The 14,160-nt window shown below is 68.9% G+C and carries 12 protein-coding genes; 7 read left to right on the forward strand and 5 right to left on the reverse strand.

Annotation, left to right across the window (positions count from 1 at the left end; translation table 11 throughout):
- The first annotated feature begins 3 nt into the window (after positions 1–3).
- Complete coding sequence (locus BLW76_RS31800; protein ID WP_091314367.1) at positions 4–1,449, forward strand: carotenoid oxygenase family protein; 1,446 nt, start codon at positions 4–6, stop codon at positions 1,447–1,449.
- 45 nt (positions 1,450–1,494) lie between these two features.
- Here the strand turns inward: BLW76_RS31800 and BLW76_RS31805 are convergent, their stop codons facing one another.
- Positions 1,495–2,010, reverse strand: a complete 516-nt coding sequence (locus BLW76_RS31805) for a VOC family protein (protein WP_091314370.1) — start codon at positions 2,008–2,010, stop codon at positions 1,495–1,497.
- A 120-nt stretch (positions 2,011–2,130) separates the two neighbouring features.
- Here BLW76_RS31805 and BLW76_RS31810 point away from each other — a divergent pair, with 120 nt between their 5' ends.
- Both BLW76_RS31810 and BLW76_RS31815 read left to right on the forward strand, forming a co-directional pair.
- On the forward strand, positions 2,131–3,759 hold the full coding sequence (locus BLW76_RS31810; RefSeq protein WP_091314372.1) for an FAD-dependent monooxygenase: 1,629 nt from the start codon (positions 2,131–2,133) through the stop codon (positions 3,757–3,759).
- The gene (locus BLW76_RS31815) at positions 3,705–4,532 is read left to right on the forward strand and encodes a fumarylacetoacetate hydrolase family protein (protein WP_091314378.1); all 828 of its coding nucleotides are present in this window, start codon (positions 3,705–3,707) and stop codon (positions 4,530–4,532) included. The genes BLW76_RS31810 and BLW76_RS31815 overlap by 55 nt, the downstream gene beginning before the upstream one ends.
- Before the next feature lie 19 nt (positions 4,533–4,551).
- On the opposite strand, the gene BLW76_RS31820 is transcribed toward BLW76_RS31815, so the two are convergent.
- Positions 4,552–5,355, reverse strand: coding sequence for an IclR family transcriptional regulator (locus BLW76_RS31820; RefSeq protein WP_091320126.1), 804 nt, complete (start codon positions 5,353–5,355; stop codon positions 4,552–4,554).
- A 115-nt stretch (positions 5,356–5,470) separates the two neighbouring features.
- Between BLW76_RS31820 and BLW76_RS31825 the strand changes: the two genes are divergently transcribed.
- A complete protein-coding gene (locus BLW76_RS31825; RefSeq protein WP_091314381.1) occupies positions 5,471–7,120 on the forward strand; it encodes an aminotransferase class V-fold PLP-dependent enzyme in 1,650 nt (549 codons plus the stop codon).
- Positions 7,121–7,245: 125 nt separating this feature from the next.
- Here BLW76_RS31825 and BLW76_RS31830 read toward each other — a convergent pair whose 3' ends face one another.
- Positions 7,246–7,608 (reverse strand): hypothetical protein, encoded by a 363-nt coding sequence (locus BLW76_RS31830; protein ID WP_143060720.1) that lies wholly within the window; start codon positions 7,606–7,608, stop codon positions 7,246–7,248.
- Between the two features lie 124 nt (positions 7,609–7,732).
- Between BLW76_RS31830 and BLW76_RS31835 the strand changes: the two genes are divergently transcribed.
- Positions 7,733–8,737 (forward strand): inorganic phosphate transporter, encoded by a 1,005-nt coding sequence (locus BLW76_RS31835; RefSeq protein ID WP_167384797.1) that lies wholly within the window; start codon positions 7,733–7,735, stop codon positions 8,735–8,737.
- A gap of 3 nt (positions 8,738–8,740) precedes the next feature.
- Here BLW76_RS31835 and BLW76_RS31840 read toward each other — a convergent pair whose 3' ends face one another.
- Positions 8,741–11,227 (reverse strand): molybdopterin-containing oxidoreductase family protein, encoded by a 2,487-nt coding sequence (locus BLW76_RS31840; RefSeq protein ID WP_091314389.1) that lies wholly within the window; start codon positions 11,225–11,227, stop codon positions 8,741–8,743.
- 49 nt (positions 11,228–11,276) lie between these two features.
- Complete coding sequence (locus BLW76_RS50545; RefSeq protein ID WP_091314392.1) at positions 11,277–11,636, reverse strand: ArsR/SmtB family transcription factor; 360 nt, start codon at positions 11,634–11,636, stop codon at positions 11,277–11,279.
- A 550-nt stretch (positions 11,637–12,186) separates the two neighbouring features.
- Between BLW76_RS50545 and BLW76_RS31850 the strand changes: the two genes are divergently transcribed.
- Both BLW76_RS31850 and BLW76_RS50550 read left to right on the forward strand, forming a co-directional pair.
- Positions 12,187–13,845, forward strand: a complete 1,659-nt coding sequence (locus BLW76_RS31850; RefSeq protein WP_167384798.1) for an OPT/YSL family transporter — start codon at positions 12,187–12,189, stop codon at positions 13,843–13,845.
- A gap of 114 nt (positions 13,846–13,959) precedes the next feature.
- On the forward strand, positions 13,960–14,094 hold the full coding sequence (locus BLW76_RS50550; protein WP_279627714.1) for a hypothetical protein: 135 nt from the start codon (positions 13,960–13,962) through the stop codon (positions 14,092–14,094).
- Positions 14,095–14,160 lie beyond the last annotated feature (66 nt).

Below are 14,160 nucleotides of genomic sequence, written 5' to 3' on the forward strand. Positions count from 1 at the left end.
GACGTGGACATCGACAACAAGTTTCTGGCCGGGCCGTTCGCGCCCTGGGCCGAGGAGAACGAGGCCTACGACCTGGACGTCGAGGGCCGGATTCCCGAGGATCTCGCGGGGGCGTTGTTCCGGGTCTCGTCGAATCCGCGGTTCGTGCCGCTGGATCTGGACCGGTATCACTGGTGGGAGGGTGACGGCATGGTCTGCGGCATCTACCTGCGCGAGGGCCGGGCCGCCTATCGCACCCGCTGGGTCGAGACCGACTCGATGCGGGTCGAGGTCGAGCGGGGTGAGGCCGTCTACAGTGGATTCGCCAACGGCGGTGGGACCCCGCGGCCGCTGCCGCCCGGCGCGCCGCCGGGCAAGAACGTCGCGAACACGAATGTGGGCATCTTCGACGACCACCTGCTGGTCTATTTCGAAGGGGGGCTGCCCTACTCGATGCATCCCGAAACCCTGGAGACGTATGGCACGTATGACTTTCACGGCGGTGTCGACGTGCTGTGCACTGCCCACTACAAGATCGACCCCGGCTCCGGTGACATGCTGTTCTTCGCCGCGACCGGGCCGACTATCACGTGGTTGCGGGCGGAGGCGAAGACCGGGGCCGTGATCGACAGTCACAGCTTCGACATCACGGTGCCGGTGTTGATGCACGACTTCGCGGTCACCGCCAATCATGCGGTTTTTTTCGTGACCCCGGCGCAGTTCCGGCTCGACCACATCATGGCGGGCAAGCCCGGGGTGGTGTGGGACGAGAAGTCGTTGCCGCACGGCGTGCAGATCGTGCTGCTGGACCGGCGCACCCACACGGTCACGTGGCACGAGGTGGGCGGGCACTGGGCCAACACCCACTTCTACAACGCCTACGAAGACAACGGCCGCCTCATCATCGACGGGCACCGCATCACGCGGCTCGGCACACCCGCCGACCAGCTGGACACCCCACCCTCCTCGCACTCGTGGTTCCCGCCGGCGATCCCACACCGGTGGACCATCAACCTGGCCACCGGCACGGTGAAGGAAGAAAGGGTCAGCGGGCTCGCCGGGGAGTTCCCGAAAATCAACGACGACTACACCGGACGCCGCCACCGCTACGGCTACTTCGTCACCACACGGGGCATCTCGCGCGACATCATGAGCGACGGCCTGGCCAAGCACGACTACCTACGCGACACCACCGTCGTCGTCGACGGCCCCGGTCCGCTCACCAGCCCCAGCGAACCGGTCTTCGTCCCCCGGGCCGACACCATCGCCGAGGACGACGGCTACCTGCTCACGCTGTGGTGGAACCGCGAAACGAACCTGACCGAACTGCTCATCCACGACGCCGCGGACCTCATCCGACAACCGTTGGCCAGAGTCAAGCTCCCCAGCCGGGTTCCCTTCGGGTTCCACGGCTCCTGGGCCGACCACGCAGTACTCGACCACGCCATCACACAACAAAACCAGCACTGACCGGGCCGGGCCGTGGAACACGGCCCGGCCCAAACCGTCGGTACGTCACCTGGCCGGATCCGGCTGCGTGGTCACCGGCTGGTAGGCGGCGCCGCCGTCGCTCAGCAGCCGCTCGGCCTCGGCGAGGATCGCCTCGAGGTCCTGGTCGAGGTTCAGCGACTTCCGGAACGGCTGGCGCACGTCCTTGTCGAGGCGCAGGTAGACCTCGTTGCGGTTGCCCTCGGGGTCGAAGAAGTAGATGCCGATGGCGTTGCCGTGGGTCACCTCCTGCTGCACCTGGACGCCTTCGGCCCGGAACCGCTGGTGGAACTCGACGATGGCCTCCAGGGAGTCCACCCGCCACGAGACCTGGTGGGTGAGCAGCGATCCCGCGGGGGCGGTACGACCGTTCGCCAGGACGAACTCGTGGTGCTCGACCTCCGGGCGGGACGAGAAGAAGACGATGCCGAGCTCCTCGTCCTCGTCCGTCACGGTCAGGCCGAGCACCCGGGTGTAGAAGTCGCGCATCTTGGCGAGGTCCTCCACCCAGAAGCCGGTGTGGCCCAGTTCGACGATCGACATGATGTCTCCTTTTGCAGGACATGTGGTCTGACTAGCAGAACGTACGGCTTGACACAGAGGGAGGGCAAGTCCTGTAATGAGAGACACGCATCCTGCTTATCAAGACAAGGAAGTGCCGTAGTGCGCGAAGAGCCGAACGCCGACGTGATCGTCGTCGGGGCCGGGCCGGTCGGCATGACGGCCGCGGCCTTGCTGGCGGCGCGAGGCGTGTCGGTCATCGTCCTGGAGGCGCAGGCCGAACCGGTCGCCGAGCCCAAGGCGATCAGCATCGACGACGAGTCGCTCAGGACCTACCAGGCGGCGGGGATCGCCGACCGGATCATGCGCATCGTCGTGCCGGGCACCGGCACCGTCTATTTCGGACACGACGGGCGCCGGCTGTTCCAGGCCTCCGGCCCGGCGCCGTACCGCCTCGGCTTCCCCTTCAAGAATCCGTTCGCCCAGCCGGAACTGGAGCACGTGCTGCGCACCGTGCTGGCCGAAAACCCGCACGTGGACCTGCGGTTCGGGGCGCGCGTCGTGAACGTCGCCCAGGACGGGCGCGGGGTCTGCGCCGTGACCGAGGTGGCGGGCAGCGTCCGGGCGCGCTACCTCATCGCGGCGGACGGCGGGCGCTCGACCGTCCGCACCCTGCTCGGGATCGGCATGACCGGACGGTCCTATCAGGACAACTGGCTGGTCGTGGACACCCTCGAGGACACCCGCACCGAGCGGTACGCGATGCACCACGGCTGTCCCGAACGGCCGCACGTCATCGTGCCCGGCCTGGACGGGCGGTGCCGCTACGAGTTCGCCCTGCACCCCGGAGAGGCAGAGCCCGGCCCCGACCCCGGTTTCGCCCTGATCGAGCGCCTGCTCGGTCCCCATCGGACCATCAGGCCGGACCAGGTGCAGCGGGCGGTGGTCTACCGGTTCAACGCGGTCAACGCCGACGAGTGGCGGCGCGGCAACGTCTTCCTGATGGGCGACGCGGCCCACATGATGCCCCCCTTCGCCGGCCAGGGGCTCAACTCGGGAATCCGGGACGCGGCGAACCTCTGCTGGAAGCTCGCCGGGGTCCTCGGCGGCACCCTCTCCGAGCGCGTGCTCTCGACGTATGAAGCCGAGCGCCGACCGCACGTGGACGCCACCATCCGGATCTCCGAGCGCCTCGGGCGTGTCGTGATGACCACCTCGGAACGGCTGGCGACCGGCCGGGACCGGATCATCCGCCGGATGCTCGAGACGGACGACGGGCGCAACTACCTGGAGCAGATGCGCTACCGGCCCGCCAACACCATCGCCGCCGGACTGGTGCGCAGCGGCGACCTCGGCGCCGGCACCGCCGTGGCTCAACCGCGCGCGTTCGATGCCGCCACGAGCAAGGTCCGGATGCTGGACGAGCCGGCAGGCCACGGCTGGACGACGATCGGCGTGGACGTCCCCGCGGCGGCGTGGAGCGATGCCGAGCCCGTCTGCGCCATGACCGGTGCCCGACGCCTGCACGTCGTGGTCGGCCAGACGCTCCCCCACGCGATGGCGAACGCGCGCGTGCTCGTCGACGTGGACGGCGGCCTCGTGCGCGAGTTCGAGCCCTACCGCGGCAGGTTCCTGCTCATCCGCCCCGACCGGCTCATCGCAGCCTCATGGACCCCAGGCGACGGGGACGACGTCCGCGCGTGGCTGGGCCAGTGGATCGACGACAAGGAGAAGAAATGCGATTCACCCGCTACTACGACGACAACGGCAACACCCGCATCGGCGAGGTGACGGACGGGATCGTCACTCCGCTGGAGGGCATCACCACGATCGACGCCACCACCGGCATCGACCGCCTGGTTTCGACGGCACGCGACGAGGCCGGTCGGTTCCCGCTCGAGGAGCGGGTGCTCGCCCCTGTCGCCGAACCGCGGCGGGTCGTGTGCGTAGGCCTCAACTACCTGACCCACGTCGACGAGACCAAGCGCGAGCTGCCGACCTACCCGGTGCTGTTCACCAAGTTCGCCTCCGCCCTGATCGGTGCGCACGAGGACATCGTGCTCCCGCCGGAAGCCGGGCAGGTGGACTACGAGGGCGAACTCGCCGTGGTGATCGGCCGGGCGGGCCGCCGCATCCCGGCGAAGGACGCCGCCTCGCACATCCTCGGTTACAGCGTGGCCAACGACGTCACCATGCGCGACTACCAGTACAAGACACACCAGTGGCTGCAGGGCAAGGCCTGGGACAACTCGACCCCGCTCGGCCCGGTCGTCGTCACCCCGGACGAGGTCGAGATCGAGTCCCAGGCACTGACGACCACGCTCAACGGAGAGGTCGTCCAGTCCTCCTCGCTGGACCTGCTGATCTTCTCGATCTCCGAGCTGATCAGCACCGTCTCGGAGTTCACGAGCCTCGAGCCGGGGGACGTCATCCTCACCGGGACACCCGGCGGCGTGGGATACCGGCGCGACCCCCAGCTGTTCCTCGAGGACGGCGACAAGATCAGCGTCGAGGTCACCGGCGTCGGCAAGATCGAGAACCGGGTCGTCGCGGAGACGGTCTAGCCGCGCCCGCCTCCGTCGCTCAGCCGGCGAGGGCCAGCCGGTCGCTGACGCGGGCCGCGGCGTCGACCACGGCAGCCACCACCTCGGGCAACCGCTCGTCGGGGACCCGCGTCTCGAGGGCTGCCACACTGACGGCCGCGGTCACCGCGCCGCTCGCATCGACGATCGGAGCCGCGACGCCCAGGATGTTCTCGTCCAGCTCCCCGCGCGCGACGCAGTAGCCGTCCGCCCGGATCGACTCGAGCCGCGCCAGCAGCTCTTCGACCTTGGTGAGCGTGCGCGGCGTGAACTGCTGCAGCCGCTCCCGCTTCAGCAGCGCCTTGCTTTCCGCGGGAGGCAGCTGGGCGATCAGGACGAGCGCGGACGCGCCCGCGTTGACCGGCAGCGTGCTGCCCCGCTCGTACGAGATGCGGATCGGATGATCCGCCTCCACCCGCTCCAGGCAGATCGCATGGGCCCCGGCACGCCTGGTGAGCAACACCGTCTCGCCGAGCTTCTCGCAGAGCTCGAGCATGACCGGCAGCGCCACGTCCGAGAGGCCGTAGCTCCGCCGGGCGAGGCGGCCGAGCTCCAGCACGCGCGGACCCAGCCGGAAACCGCCGGCCGGAGCTTCCTCGAGGAAACCCGCTCCGACCAGGCTCTGCACGTAACGGTACGCCGTCGACCGCGCGGTACCCAGCGCCTGCGCGACCTCCTGGGCACTGACGCACAGCCGGGTGTCGCAGAACAACCCCAGGATGTCCAAGGCTCGGTCGGCCGTCGAATTGCGTTCGCGATAATGGCTCGGAGCCGCGGGCCCACTGCTCGATCCCTGTCCTGACATGCAGGACATCATAGCTGAAAATCCGGCTCAAGGCTCGGCGGCACAGCAGCAAAAGGCCACGAGAACTGCCCCTTTTCCTCTGCCACCCGGCCGCGGGGAGGTCTCCAATGAAAGAGTGGCGGAGAACGCGCTGATGCACCGGGTGCGGCAGTCGATCATCGGCAACGACCTCGCGATGACCGGTCCCTTCGGCCTTCGCCGCGTGATCTACGCCGACTACACCGCTTCGGGGCGCGCGGTCTCGTTCGTCGAGGACTTCATCCGCGACCACGTCCTCCCCTGGTACGCCAACACCCACAGCGAGTCCTCGGCCACCGCGGCGCAGACCACCTCGCTGCGCGAGGAAGCCCGCTCGGTGATCCGGGACGCCGTCGGCGGCGACGAGGACACGGTCGTCATCTTCACCGGCTCGGGCTCCACGGGAGCCATCGACAAGCTGATCACCATCCTCGGCCTGCGGCTGCCGGACCGCTACCGGCCGGCGATCCCTCCGGAGGACCGGCCGGTCGTCTTCCTGGGTCCCTTCGAGCACCACTCCAACGAACTGCTCTGGCGGGAATCGATCTGCGACGTGGTCACCATCCCGGAGGACGCCGACGGCGGCGTTTCCCGGAACGCCCTCCGCGCCGAACTGGCCCGCCACACCGCCCGGCCGCTGAAGATCGGGTCCTTCTCCGCGGCGTCGAACGTGACCGGCATCGTTTCCGACACCCCGGCGATCTCGGACCTCCTGCACCAGCACGGCGCGCTCGCGTTCTGGGACTGTGCGGCCGCCGCGCCGCACGGAGGTGTGCGCATGGACCACCGGGGTGGTTCCCGCAAGGACGCGATGTTCCTTTCGCCGCACAAGTTCGTCGGCGGCCCCGGCACACCGGGGGTGCTGGTGGTGCGCCGGGAACTGCTGCGGAACCGGGTGCCGAGCGTGCCCGGTGGCGGCACCGTGGACTACGTCAGCACGACGGACCACCACTACCTCGGCGATGCCGCGCACCGCGAAGAAGGCGGCACTCCCGCGATCGTCGAATCCGTCCGGGCCGGGCTGGTGTTCGGTCTGCAGCAAGCGGTCGGCGTCCCGGCCGTCCACGAACGGGAGCAGGCTGTCCTGCGGCGCGCGCTCGGCTCGTGGTCGGCCGACCCGAACCTCGAGGTGCTCGGCAACCCCGACGCCGACCGGGTGGCCATCGTGTCCCTGCTGGTGCGCGGGCCGAGCGGGAAGCGGCTGCACCACGACTACGTGGTGACGTTGCTCAACGACCTGTTCGGCATCCAGGCCCGCGGCGGCTGTTCCTGTGCCGGCCCCTACGGGCACCGCCTGCTCGGCATCAGCCCGGCCCGCTCGCGGCAGCTGTGGAACGAGGTCCTCGCCGGCCGGGAGGGCGGCAAACCGGGCTGGACGCGGATCAGCTTCGACTACACGATGTCCGACGCGGTGGTCGACTACGTGATCCAGGCGGTGCACCGCGTCGCGGCAAGCGGCTGGACCCTGCTGACGGACTACCGCTTCGACCCGGCGACCGGACGCTGGCGCCACCGCCGCGCTTCCGCACCCCGGCTGAGCTTGTCCGACCTGCGCTACACCCCGGAGGGCGTGCGCCGGCCACCCGCGCCGGGCACACTGACGGAAGCCGCCTTGCCGGCACACCTCGAAGACGCGGACCGGATCTTCGCCGCGGCGAGCGGATCGAGGCACGCGGATTCCGGGCGAGCGGCCCGAGGCTTCGAAGATCCCGACTGGTTCGAGCTGCCGCCGGAGTGCTTGACGTGACCCCGACGGCTGCCGGGGAGCGGACGCGGTACGCGGTGCCCACCTCGGCGGCATCCTGACCTCTGGTCGAGCGGGCGGTCCGGACCGCGCCGGCCGCCACGTGAAGACCGCGATGGGGTGCACGATCAGCTCGCCCGGTGCGATCCCCGTCCGCGAGGGACTGCCACGGCGGTCACCAGCTCGGCCGGCGATCCGGGCAGCCCGCCCTCGCCGCGCAGCCCCCGGCACTGCAGCCCGTACACCGGACGGCCGCCGAACGTGCGCAGCAGACCGGCGTACCCCCCGGTCAGCCCGGTCGGCGGCGGCAGGCAGAGCCGCGGGTCACCGCTGCCGTGCGCGCGCAGCGGGAGCACCACGGCGAACGGGTCGCCCGCGGGAGCGCCGGCGTCGACCACCGCCGGCAGCCGGGCCGGGGTGGGGCCTCGAACAGCTGCCCGGTGTCCACCCGGGATCGCTATTCCGGCGTAGGCCGAACCCTCTTCCGGCACGCCAGCTTAGAGAAACCTCTAATAATTGCACTTCGAGATTTCTCTAATCACCTGAATGAACAGAGAATGTATTGCAGGTGAACACACGGTCCGGCTACTCTCCACGGAAGACCTGGAGGGACGCATGACGACAGCCGTGGTCCTGGTTTTGACCGTGTTCCTAGCCGCAGCCAACGGCAGCAACGACGTGCCCAAGGGAGTCGCGACCCTGGCAGGCGCAGGTGTGACGAAGTACCGCACCGCAATTGTCTGGGGCACCTGCACAACATTGGTGGGCTGCCTCTTCTCGTTGTGGCTGGCCGCCAAGATGACCGCATTGTTCTCGAACGGGATCATCACCGCACAACCGACGGCCACTTTCGCGGTCGCTGTGCTGCTGGGCACGGCTTGCTGGGTCGCACTCGCCACTGTGCTACGGCTGCCGGTGTCCACGACCCACGCCCTCGTCGGAGCTTTGATCGGCGCCGGGATTCTGCACGCCGCCGATTCGGTGCGCTGGTCGGCATTGCTCCCGAAGGTCGTTCAGCCCCTCCTGCTCAGCATCGTCGTCGCCTACGGGCTTTCGGTGCTGCTCGCGTCAGCCGTCCGCGCACTGAAGCGACGCACGCGGAACGAGGGACCCGGAGCGGCGACGGCCGGCTCGATACGCACCGGGCGACTGTCGTCCGAGCGGATCGTCGGTGGTCTGCACTGGGTGACGAGCGGACTCGCCTGCCTTGCCCGGGGCTTGAACGATACCCCGAAGATCGTCGCGGTCGGGGCGTTCGCGCTGGTGCCTGCCGGGTTCGCGGCGTGGCAGATCCTGTTGCTCGTCACCGCTGCGATGGCGGCCGGTTCCCTCGTGGCGGGCACCCGGGTCGCCGAACGGCTGGCGAAGGACGTGGTCCGGATGAGCCATCACGAAGGGTTCACCGCGAACCTGACCACCGCGACACTGGTCGGGCTGGGCGCATGGGCGGGGCTGCCGATGTCGACGACGCAGGTTTCGACGGGCGCCATCGCGGGCAGCGCCGGTCTCGCCGTCGGCCGGATCAACGTCAAGACGCTGCGCCAGTTCGCCATCGCCTGGCTGGTGACCCCGCCGTTCGCCGGCTTGGTCGCCGCAGGGACTTTTCTGCTCCTCCGCTGAGCTTCACGCCTTCTCGATGCGGCAGGCGAAGCACTTGTAGGCCTGCTGGCCGGAGAGATTGTCGTAGAGGTGGTCGTCCAGCAGGATGTTCGCCGGCTCGTACCGTGGATCACCGAACTGGTCGCCGACCTCCTGCATCGGCCCGAAGGTGTTCGGGACGAAAATGGTGTCCTTGCGGATTCCCTCCCACACCAGCGCTGTCCCGGTCACCTGGCCGCGAGGGCTGCGAACGACGATGGTGTCCCGATCGGCGACGCCGTAGCGACGCGCGGTCTCCGGGTGGATCTGCACGAGGCGGATACCGTTGAGCCGCTCCCCCGTCTGCGTCCAGTGCGTCACCGACGCGAAGTGCGCGACGCTGGGGCGGCCGGTCATCCCCATCAACGGGTAGGCCCTCTGCAGCTCGGTGTTTCCCGGCACGGCAAGATGGACCGGGTGGGTGACTGCCTGCGGGTTCACCGGGTTGTCGACGAACCCGGTCTGGTACGCGATGGTCGGGTTGGCGCCCGTCACCTCGGGATGCGTGTAGAACACCGGCAGTGCGCCGTGCCCGGCGGACTTGAGGCTCCGGTCGAGCTCCGGGGTGAAGATCTCGACCTTCCCGCTCGGTGTCGGAAACCGTTTCCCCTTGGCTCCCAACGCCTCCGTGGCCTCATACCACGAGGGGTGGTCGAGGTACAGGGTGCTGACACCTGGGTGTTTCGAGGTGGGACAAGGCCACCGCAGGGGCTCCGCCCGCGACTCCAGCCGCTGCTGCGACATTCCCGCCATCCCCGGTGTCAGGGCGACGAACTGCGCCCACAGCTTCGAATAGTCCTTCCAGTCCTGCGGAAACGCGTCGGTCCAGTACGCGCCGGGAAGCTTCCGGTCGTGCCGGGCCAGCGCAGCCGCGAGGTCGATCCAGATCTCCCAGTCCGGCCGCGATTGTCCCACCCGGGGTACGGCCTGGTGCTGCCAGCGGATCGCGCGATCGTCGCGGCGCATGTAGACGCCGTCCATCTCCAGTCCGCTGCAGACCGGGAGGATGATGTCGGCGTAGTAGGCGGCCTCCTCCATGAAGAGTCCGGTGTAGACGTAGAATTCGAGCTGCCTGAACGCCTCCCTGACGCGTGCGGTGTTGGCCGAGGACAGCAGCGGGTTGCCTTGCGTGATGACGGCGCGCAAGCGGTAGGGCTTGGCTTCGAGGATCGACTCGGCGAAGTAGTCCGGTCCGACGGGCAGCGCCTTCGGGCGCGGTGGTGTCGGCCTGGCCAGCGGCGGCAGGTGCAGGTCCCCCGGCCAGGTGTTGTGCATGAAGTTGCATCCACCGCCCGGCACGCCGATGTTGCCGGTCACCGCCGCGAGGAACGTCAGCGCCCGGTAGGTGTCGAATGCTCCGAGCTGGTGTGAAATGCCCGCGTTGCAGAAGATGGCGGCCGGCTTGGTGCGCGCGTATTCCTCGGCGAGCCTGCGGATGACGCCTGCCGGGACGTCGCAGATCCGGGCGGCCCATTCCGGGGTGTAGCCGGCGCGGTTCAGGTGGTCACGGAGTTCGGCGAAGCCGAGGACCCAGTCCCGGACGAAAGCGTGGTCGTACAGATCCGCCGCGATGATGTGCTGCAGCATCCCGAGCACCAGGGCGTAGTCCGTGTGCGGTTTGGGGGCGATCCACTGGTCGGCCTCCGCGCTGGTCGGGGTCTGCCGCGGGTCGACCACGACGAGCTTCGCCCGGGTTCGCCGGCGCCGGCGCAGCAGGTAGCCGAAGGTGACGGGGTGAGTCTCGGCCTGGTTCGTCCCGAGGAAGAGCAGGTAGCGCGCGGCGCCGAGGTCTTCGCGACCGGTGGCGGCGTCCACCCCGTACCCGTTGGTGAAGTTCCCCAAGCCGAAGGTCGCGGCGAGCGCATTGCCGCCGGCGTCGTTGCACACCGGGCCCACATCGGTGTTGTTGGGACTGCCCAGCAGGGTGAACAGCCGGCCGACGAGCGAGCCGACGCCTCGCGGGAGCCGGCCCGTGGTCCGGTTGGCGATGGATCGGACGTCTCCACTGTCACGCAGCGAAAGGAGCCGCCCGGCGATGTGATCGAGCGCTTCGTCCCAGGAGATTGCTTCGAACCGGGAATCTTCGGCCCCTTTGGCGCCGCCGATCCGCCGCAGCGGGGTGGTCAGCCGGAGCGGGTTGTACACCAGCTCGGTCATCATCGGCGCCTTCACGCAGACGTTGCCAGCCTGCACGGGGTCGTCGCGCTCTCCCGCCACGCTGATGATCCGGTTGGCTCGCAGCCCGACGTGCAGCCGGCAGTTCGCGTTGCAGAACTGGCAGGCGGTCGCGACCACCGTGTCCGGCTGGAGCGCAGCCGAGTCCGTGGTGAAGCCGAGTTCCGCGGCGCCGCCCTCCGGCGATGGCACACCGGCGGCCGCCGCTTCGCCGGGGGCGCCGACGGTCAGCGCGGCGCCACTGATCACCACCTGCTGGACGAAACCCCGCCGGGAAATGCCATGACCGTCCACCATGCTCGGCTCCTCACGAAAAGCGGACACCGGGGGGCAAGCCGCCGGACCTTCACACGGAAGCGGACGCGGTGAGCGCGCTGATCAGCGGCTCGAGCACGCCAGGAACGGCGCGGTAGTAGATCCACGTCCCACGTCGTTCGCAGACGAGCACCCCGGCCTCCCGCAGTTTCCGCAGGTGGTGACTGATCGTGGGACCGCTCACGGCGAACCCGGCCGAGATGGTGCAGACGCACGCCTCGCCGTCAGGGCTGTTCGCCACCAGGGACACCAACTGCAAGCGGATCGGATGGGCAAGGGCTTTGAGGACTTCGCTGAGACGCTCCGCCCGGTCCGACGTCAACGCCGTTCGGCCGAACGGAGGCGCGGGCACGCCGTATTGCGCTCGAGGCTCGGGCACAAAAGTCACCATTCCCCCACTGACCGCCCCATAGACGTGACAAAGACAGAGGATTGCCTTCCGCACCAGCGCCTGTCAACGAGTGAACCCAGCGTGCGACCCACTTGGACCAGCAAACCCGGCCCGCCGCCTGATTCGAGGTATCTCTAACCAATCCAGACGGCAATCGCACGAAACACGCACGTAACCGCGTGCCATTTCCAAGATCGGGACCACTCGGCCGTTCGAGTGCATGGATCTCGCCTCCTTGACGGTCCAGAGCAGCATTCGTAGACTGCCCAACAGGCTGCATAGGCAGTTGTCGATACACATTGAAGCTCCGCCGGCCGGCCACGGGGGGTGAGGTTGATCTTGTGACGCCCGGCGCCACATGATCACGGACCGACGCCGGCGAAGACGTCCGCCCACGCGGACAGCGCGGCAGGCCACCGCATTCCTCGACCTCAAAATCGATTCTTTCGACCGAACGAGCAGTCGTGGCGAATAGTCCGAATTCGACCGTTTCGACCGTTGTATTGATGAACGTCAATATGCAATGCCGAACCGAGGGGGTGCAGAACTCGTGACGGACACCGAGCAGGCACCCCGGTCGTCACCACGGACGCCGCCGGCGTGGCGCGGCAGGCACACCGTCGCGGTCGCTGCGGGAATCGGGATCGGCGTTCTGCTCTGTCTCCTCAACGTCCTGGTGTTGTTCAGGGCCGGCATGTCCTTCGGCGGATCGGCACTGGTCGCCGTACTCGGCGCGGCCCTGCTCCGCCTGGCCGGAAAGCTGAACTGGCAGGGCCTGTTCGTCGTGTTCTCCATCGCCTCGAGCGGCTACATGGCCACAGCGGCGCTCGACACGGGGATCGGCGCCATCCTGCTGCAAACGGGTGTGCTGCCGAGCTGGGCACTTCTCGTCGCGCTTGCCGTCATAGCGAACCTGCTGGGCGCAGGACTCGGGTCACTGCTGGCCAAACGGCTTGTCGTCACCGACCGGCTGCCGTACCCGACGCTCCAGCCCGCGATCACCCTGATGAAGTCGCTCAGCACACCATCCACCGACGGGACCAACCGGATCGGCAGGACCCTGCCCATCGCGACGGGCGCGGGCGCGGCGATCGCCGCCGGAGCCGCGGCCTGGGGTCACGACAGCACGCCGGACCTCTTCGGCTCGGGGACGCATCTTGCGCTGGCCTTGTCGCCGCTGCTGTTCGGTGTGGGGTTCCTGATCGGACGTCGGGCGTGCGTCTGGCTCGCGGCCGGGTCGGTCTATTCGCTGATCGTCTGGTACGCGCAGGACAACGGCGCGGCCACAACCACCTCCTACACCGCACATCTGGCGTATCCGTGGGTCCTCGCGTGCGGGGTCGGCTTGATCCTGGGGTACTCGATCAGCTCCCTGGTGCGTGCTCGAGGACCGCTCGCCCGTGCTGTCAGGCGGGCTTTCCGGGGCTCGAAAACGTTGCGCGTGGCGGGCACGGCCGGGTTGGCGGCCCTCGCGGTCACGGTCGTGCTGGTTCCGGCCACCCTGAAGTATGCCGGCCTCGGCGCGCTGGCACTGGTCCTGTTGCTGGTGTTGACGGTGTTCCTCAACCGGGCGGGCGGCGAGATCGGGCTGGTGCCCTTGGCGCCCGCGCTGTACTTCGGCGTCGCGGTGTTCGCGGTGACCGGGTGGTCGACATCGGTCGCCGTCCTGACGGCGTCGACGTTGTGCTGCGCGGCGATCGCCTCGGTGTATTTCACCTACTCGGCCAAGGTCGCCCACGAGCGCCCCGCCGGGCTTCCCGAACCACCGTCGAAGATCGTGCGCCGGACGCAGATCGGCGGCGGAATCGCCGGCTCCGTGATGGGTGTCGGAGTGGTCCTCGTGCTCGCGCACGCCGGCGTCATCGGTGGCGACGCGTTCCCGTCCCCGGTTGCGACCGCGGTGAGGTTCGTCGACACCGCGGTGCGCGGCTCGGCGGAGTACCCGGCCGCCGTGGGGCTGGCGCTCGCGATCACCGGACCGATCGGGATGGCGTTGACGTTCACCAGCGTGATGCCGACCATGCTGGGACTCGGCATCCTGCTGCCGCCCGCGTATTCGCTCACCATCGCCGCCGGCGGCCTGGCCCAGTGGGTCGTCGTGCGACGGCACCCCGAACGCAAGAGCGCCACGGAGATCGTCGCCTCCGGCCTGATCATCGGCGAGGGCCTGATCATGGTCGTGGTCCTCATCGCGCGCGAGGTCCTGTGAAGACCGCGACGCAGCCCGCCCGCGACGGGCCGGCACCGGAACTCTCCTCGCACTGGCCAAGCGGGGAGGCAGTAGGAGGGCACGGCGGAGACCCCTGCGGAGGAGGTGATAAAGATGATCGAAATCGCCAACATCGAGCTGGCCGAGGTTTCCGAGAAGGAGCCCGACTGCTGCACCGCCATGCGGGGCCGCAAGAACCTCGACGTGCAGACCAACGTGATGGCCGCCGACCCGGACGGCTGCGAGTGATCCTCGCGCACCGCGAACAGCACCTGGCCGGTCCGACCGGCATCCCCCGCCGCGCCCTCTCTCCTG

The organism is Amycolatopsis tolypomycina, from assembly GCF_900105945.1.
Lineage (GTDB): Bacteria > Actinomycetota > Actinomycetes > Mycobacteriales > Pseudonocardiaceae > Amycolatopsis > Amycolatopsis tolypomycina.

Bases quoted from the DNA above. Each gene is read 5' to 3' on its own strand.
- BLW76_RS31820 (WP_091320126.1), bottom strand. From the start codon at position 5,355: ATGTCAGGACAGGGATCGAGCAGTGGGCCCGCGGCTCCGAGCCATTAT.
- BLW76_RS31835 (WP_167384797.1), top strand. From the start codon at position 7,733: ATGACGACAGCCGTGGTCCTGGTTTTGACCGTGTTCCTAGCCGCAGCC.
- BLW76_RS50550 (WP_279627714.1), top strand. From the start codon at position 13,960: ATGATCGAAATCGCCAACATCGAGCTGGCCGAGGTTTCCGAGAAGGAG.
- BLW76_RS50545 (WP_091314392.1), bottom strand. From the start codon at position 11,636: ATGGTGACTTTTGTGCCCGAGCCTCGAGCGCAATACGGCGTGCCCGCG.
- BLW76_RS31840 (WP_091314389.1), bottom strand. From the start codon at position 11,227: ATGGTGGACGGTCATGGCATTTCCCGGCGGGGTTTCGTCCAGCAGGTG.
- BLW76_RS31815 (WP_091314378.1), top strand. From the start codon at position 3,705: ATGCGATTCACCCGCTACTACGACGACAACGGCAACACCCGCATCGGC.
- BLW76_RS31805 (WP_091314370.1), bottom strand. From the start codon at position 2,010: ATGTCGATCGTCGAACTGGGCCACACCGGCTTCTGGGTGGAGGACCTC.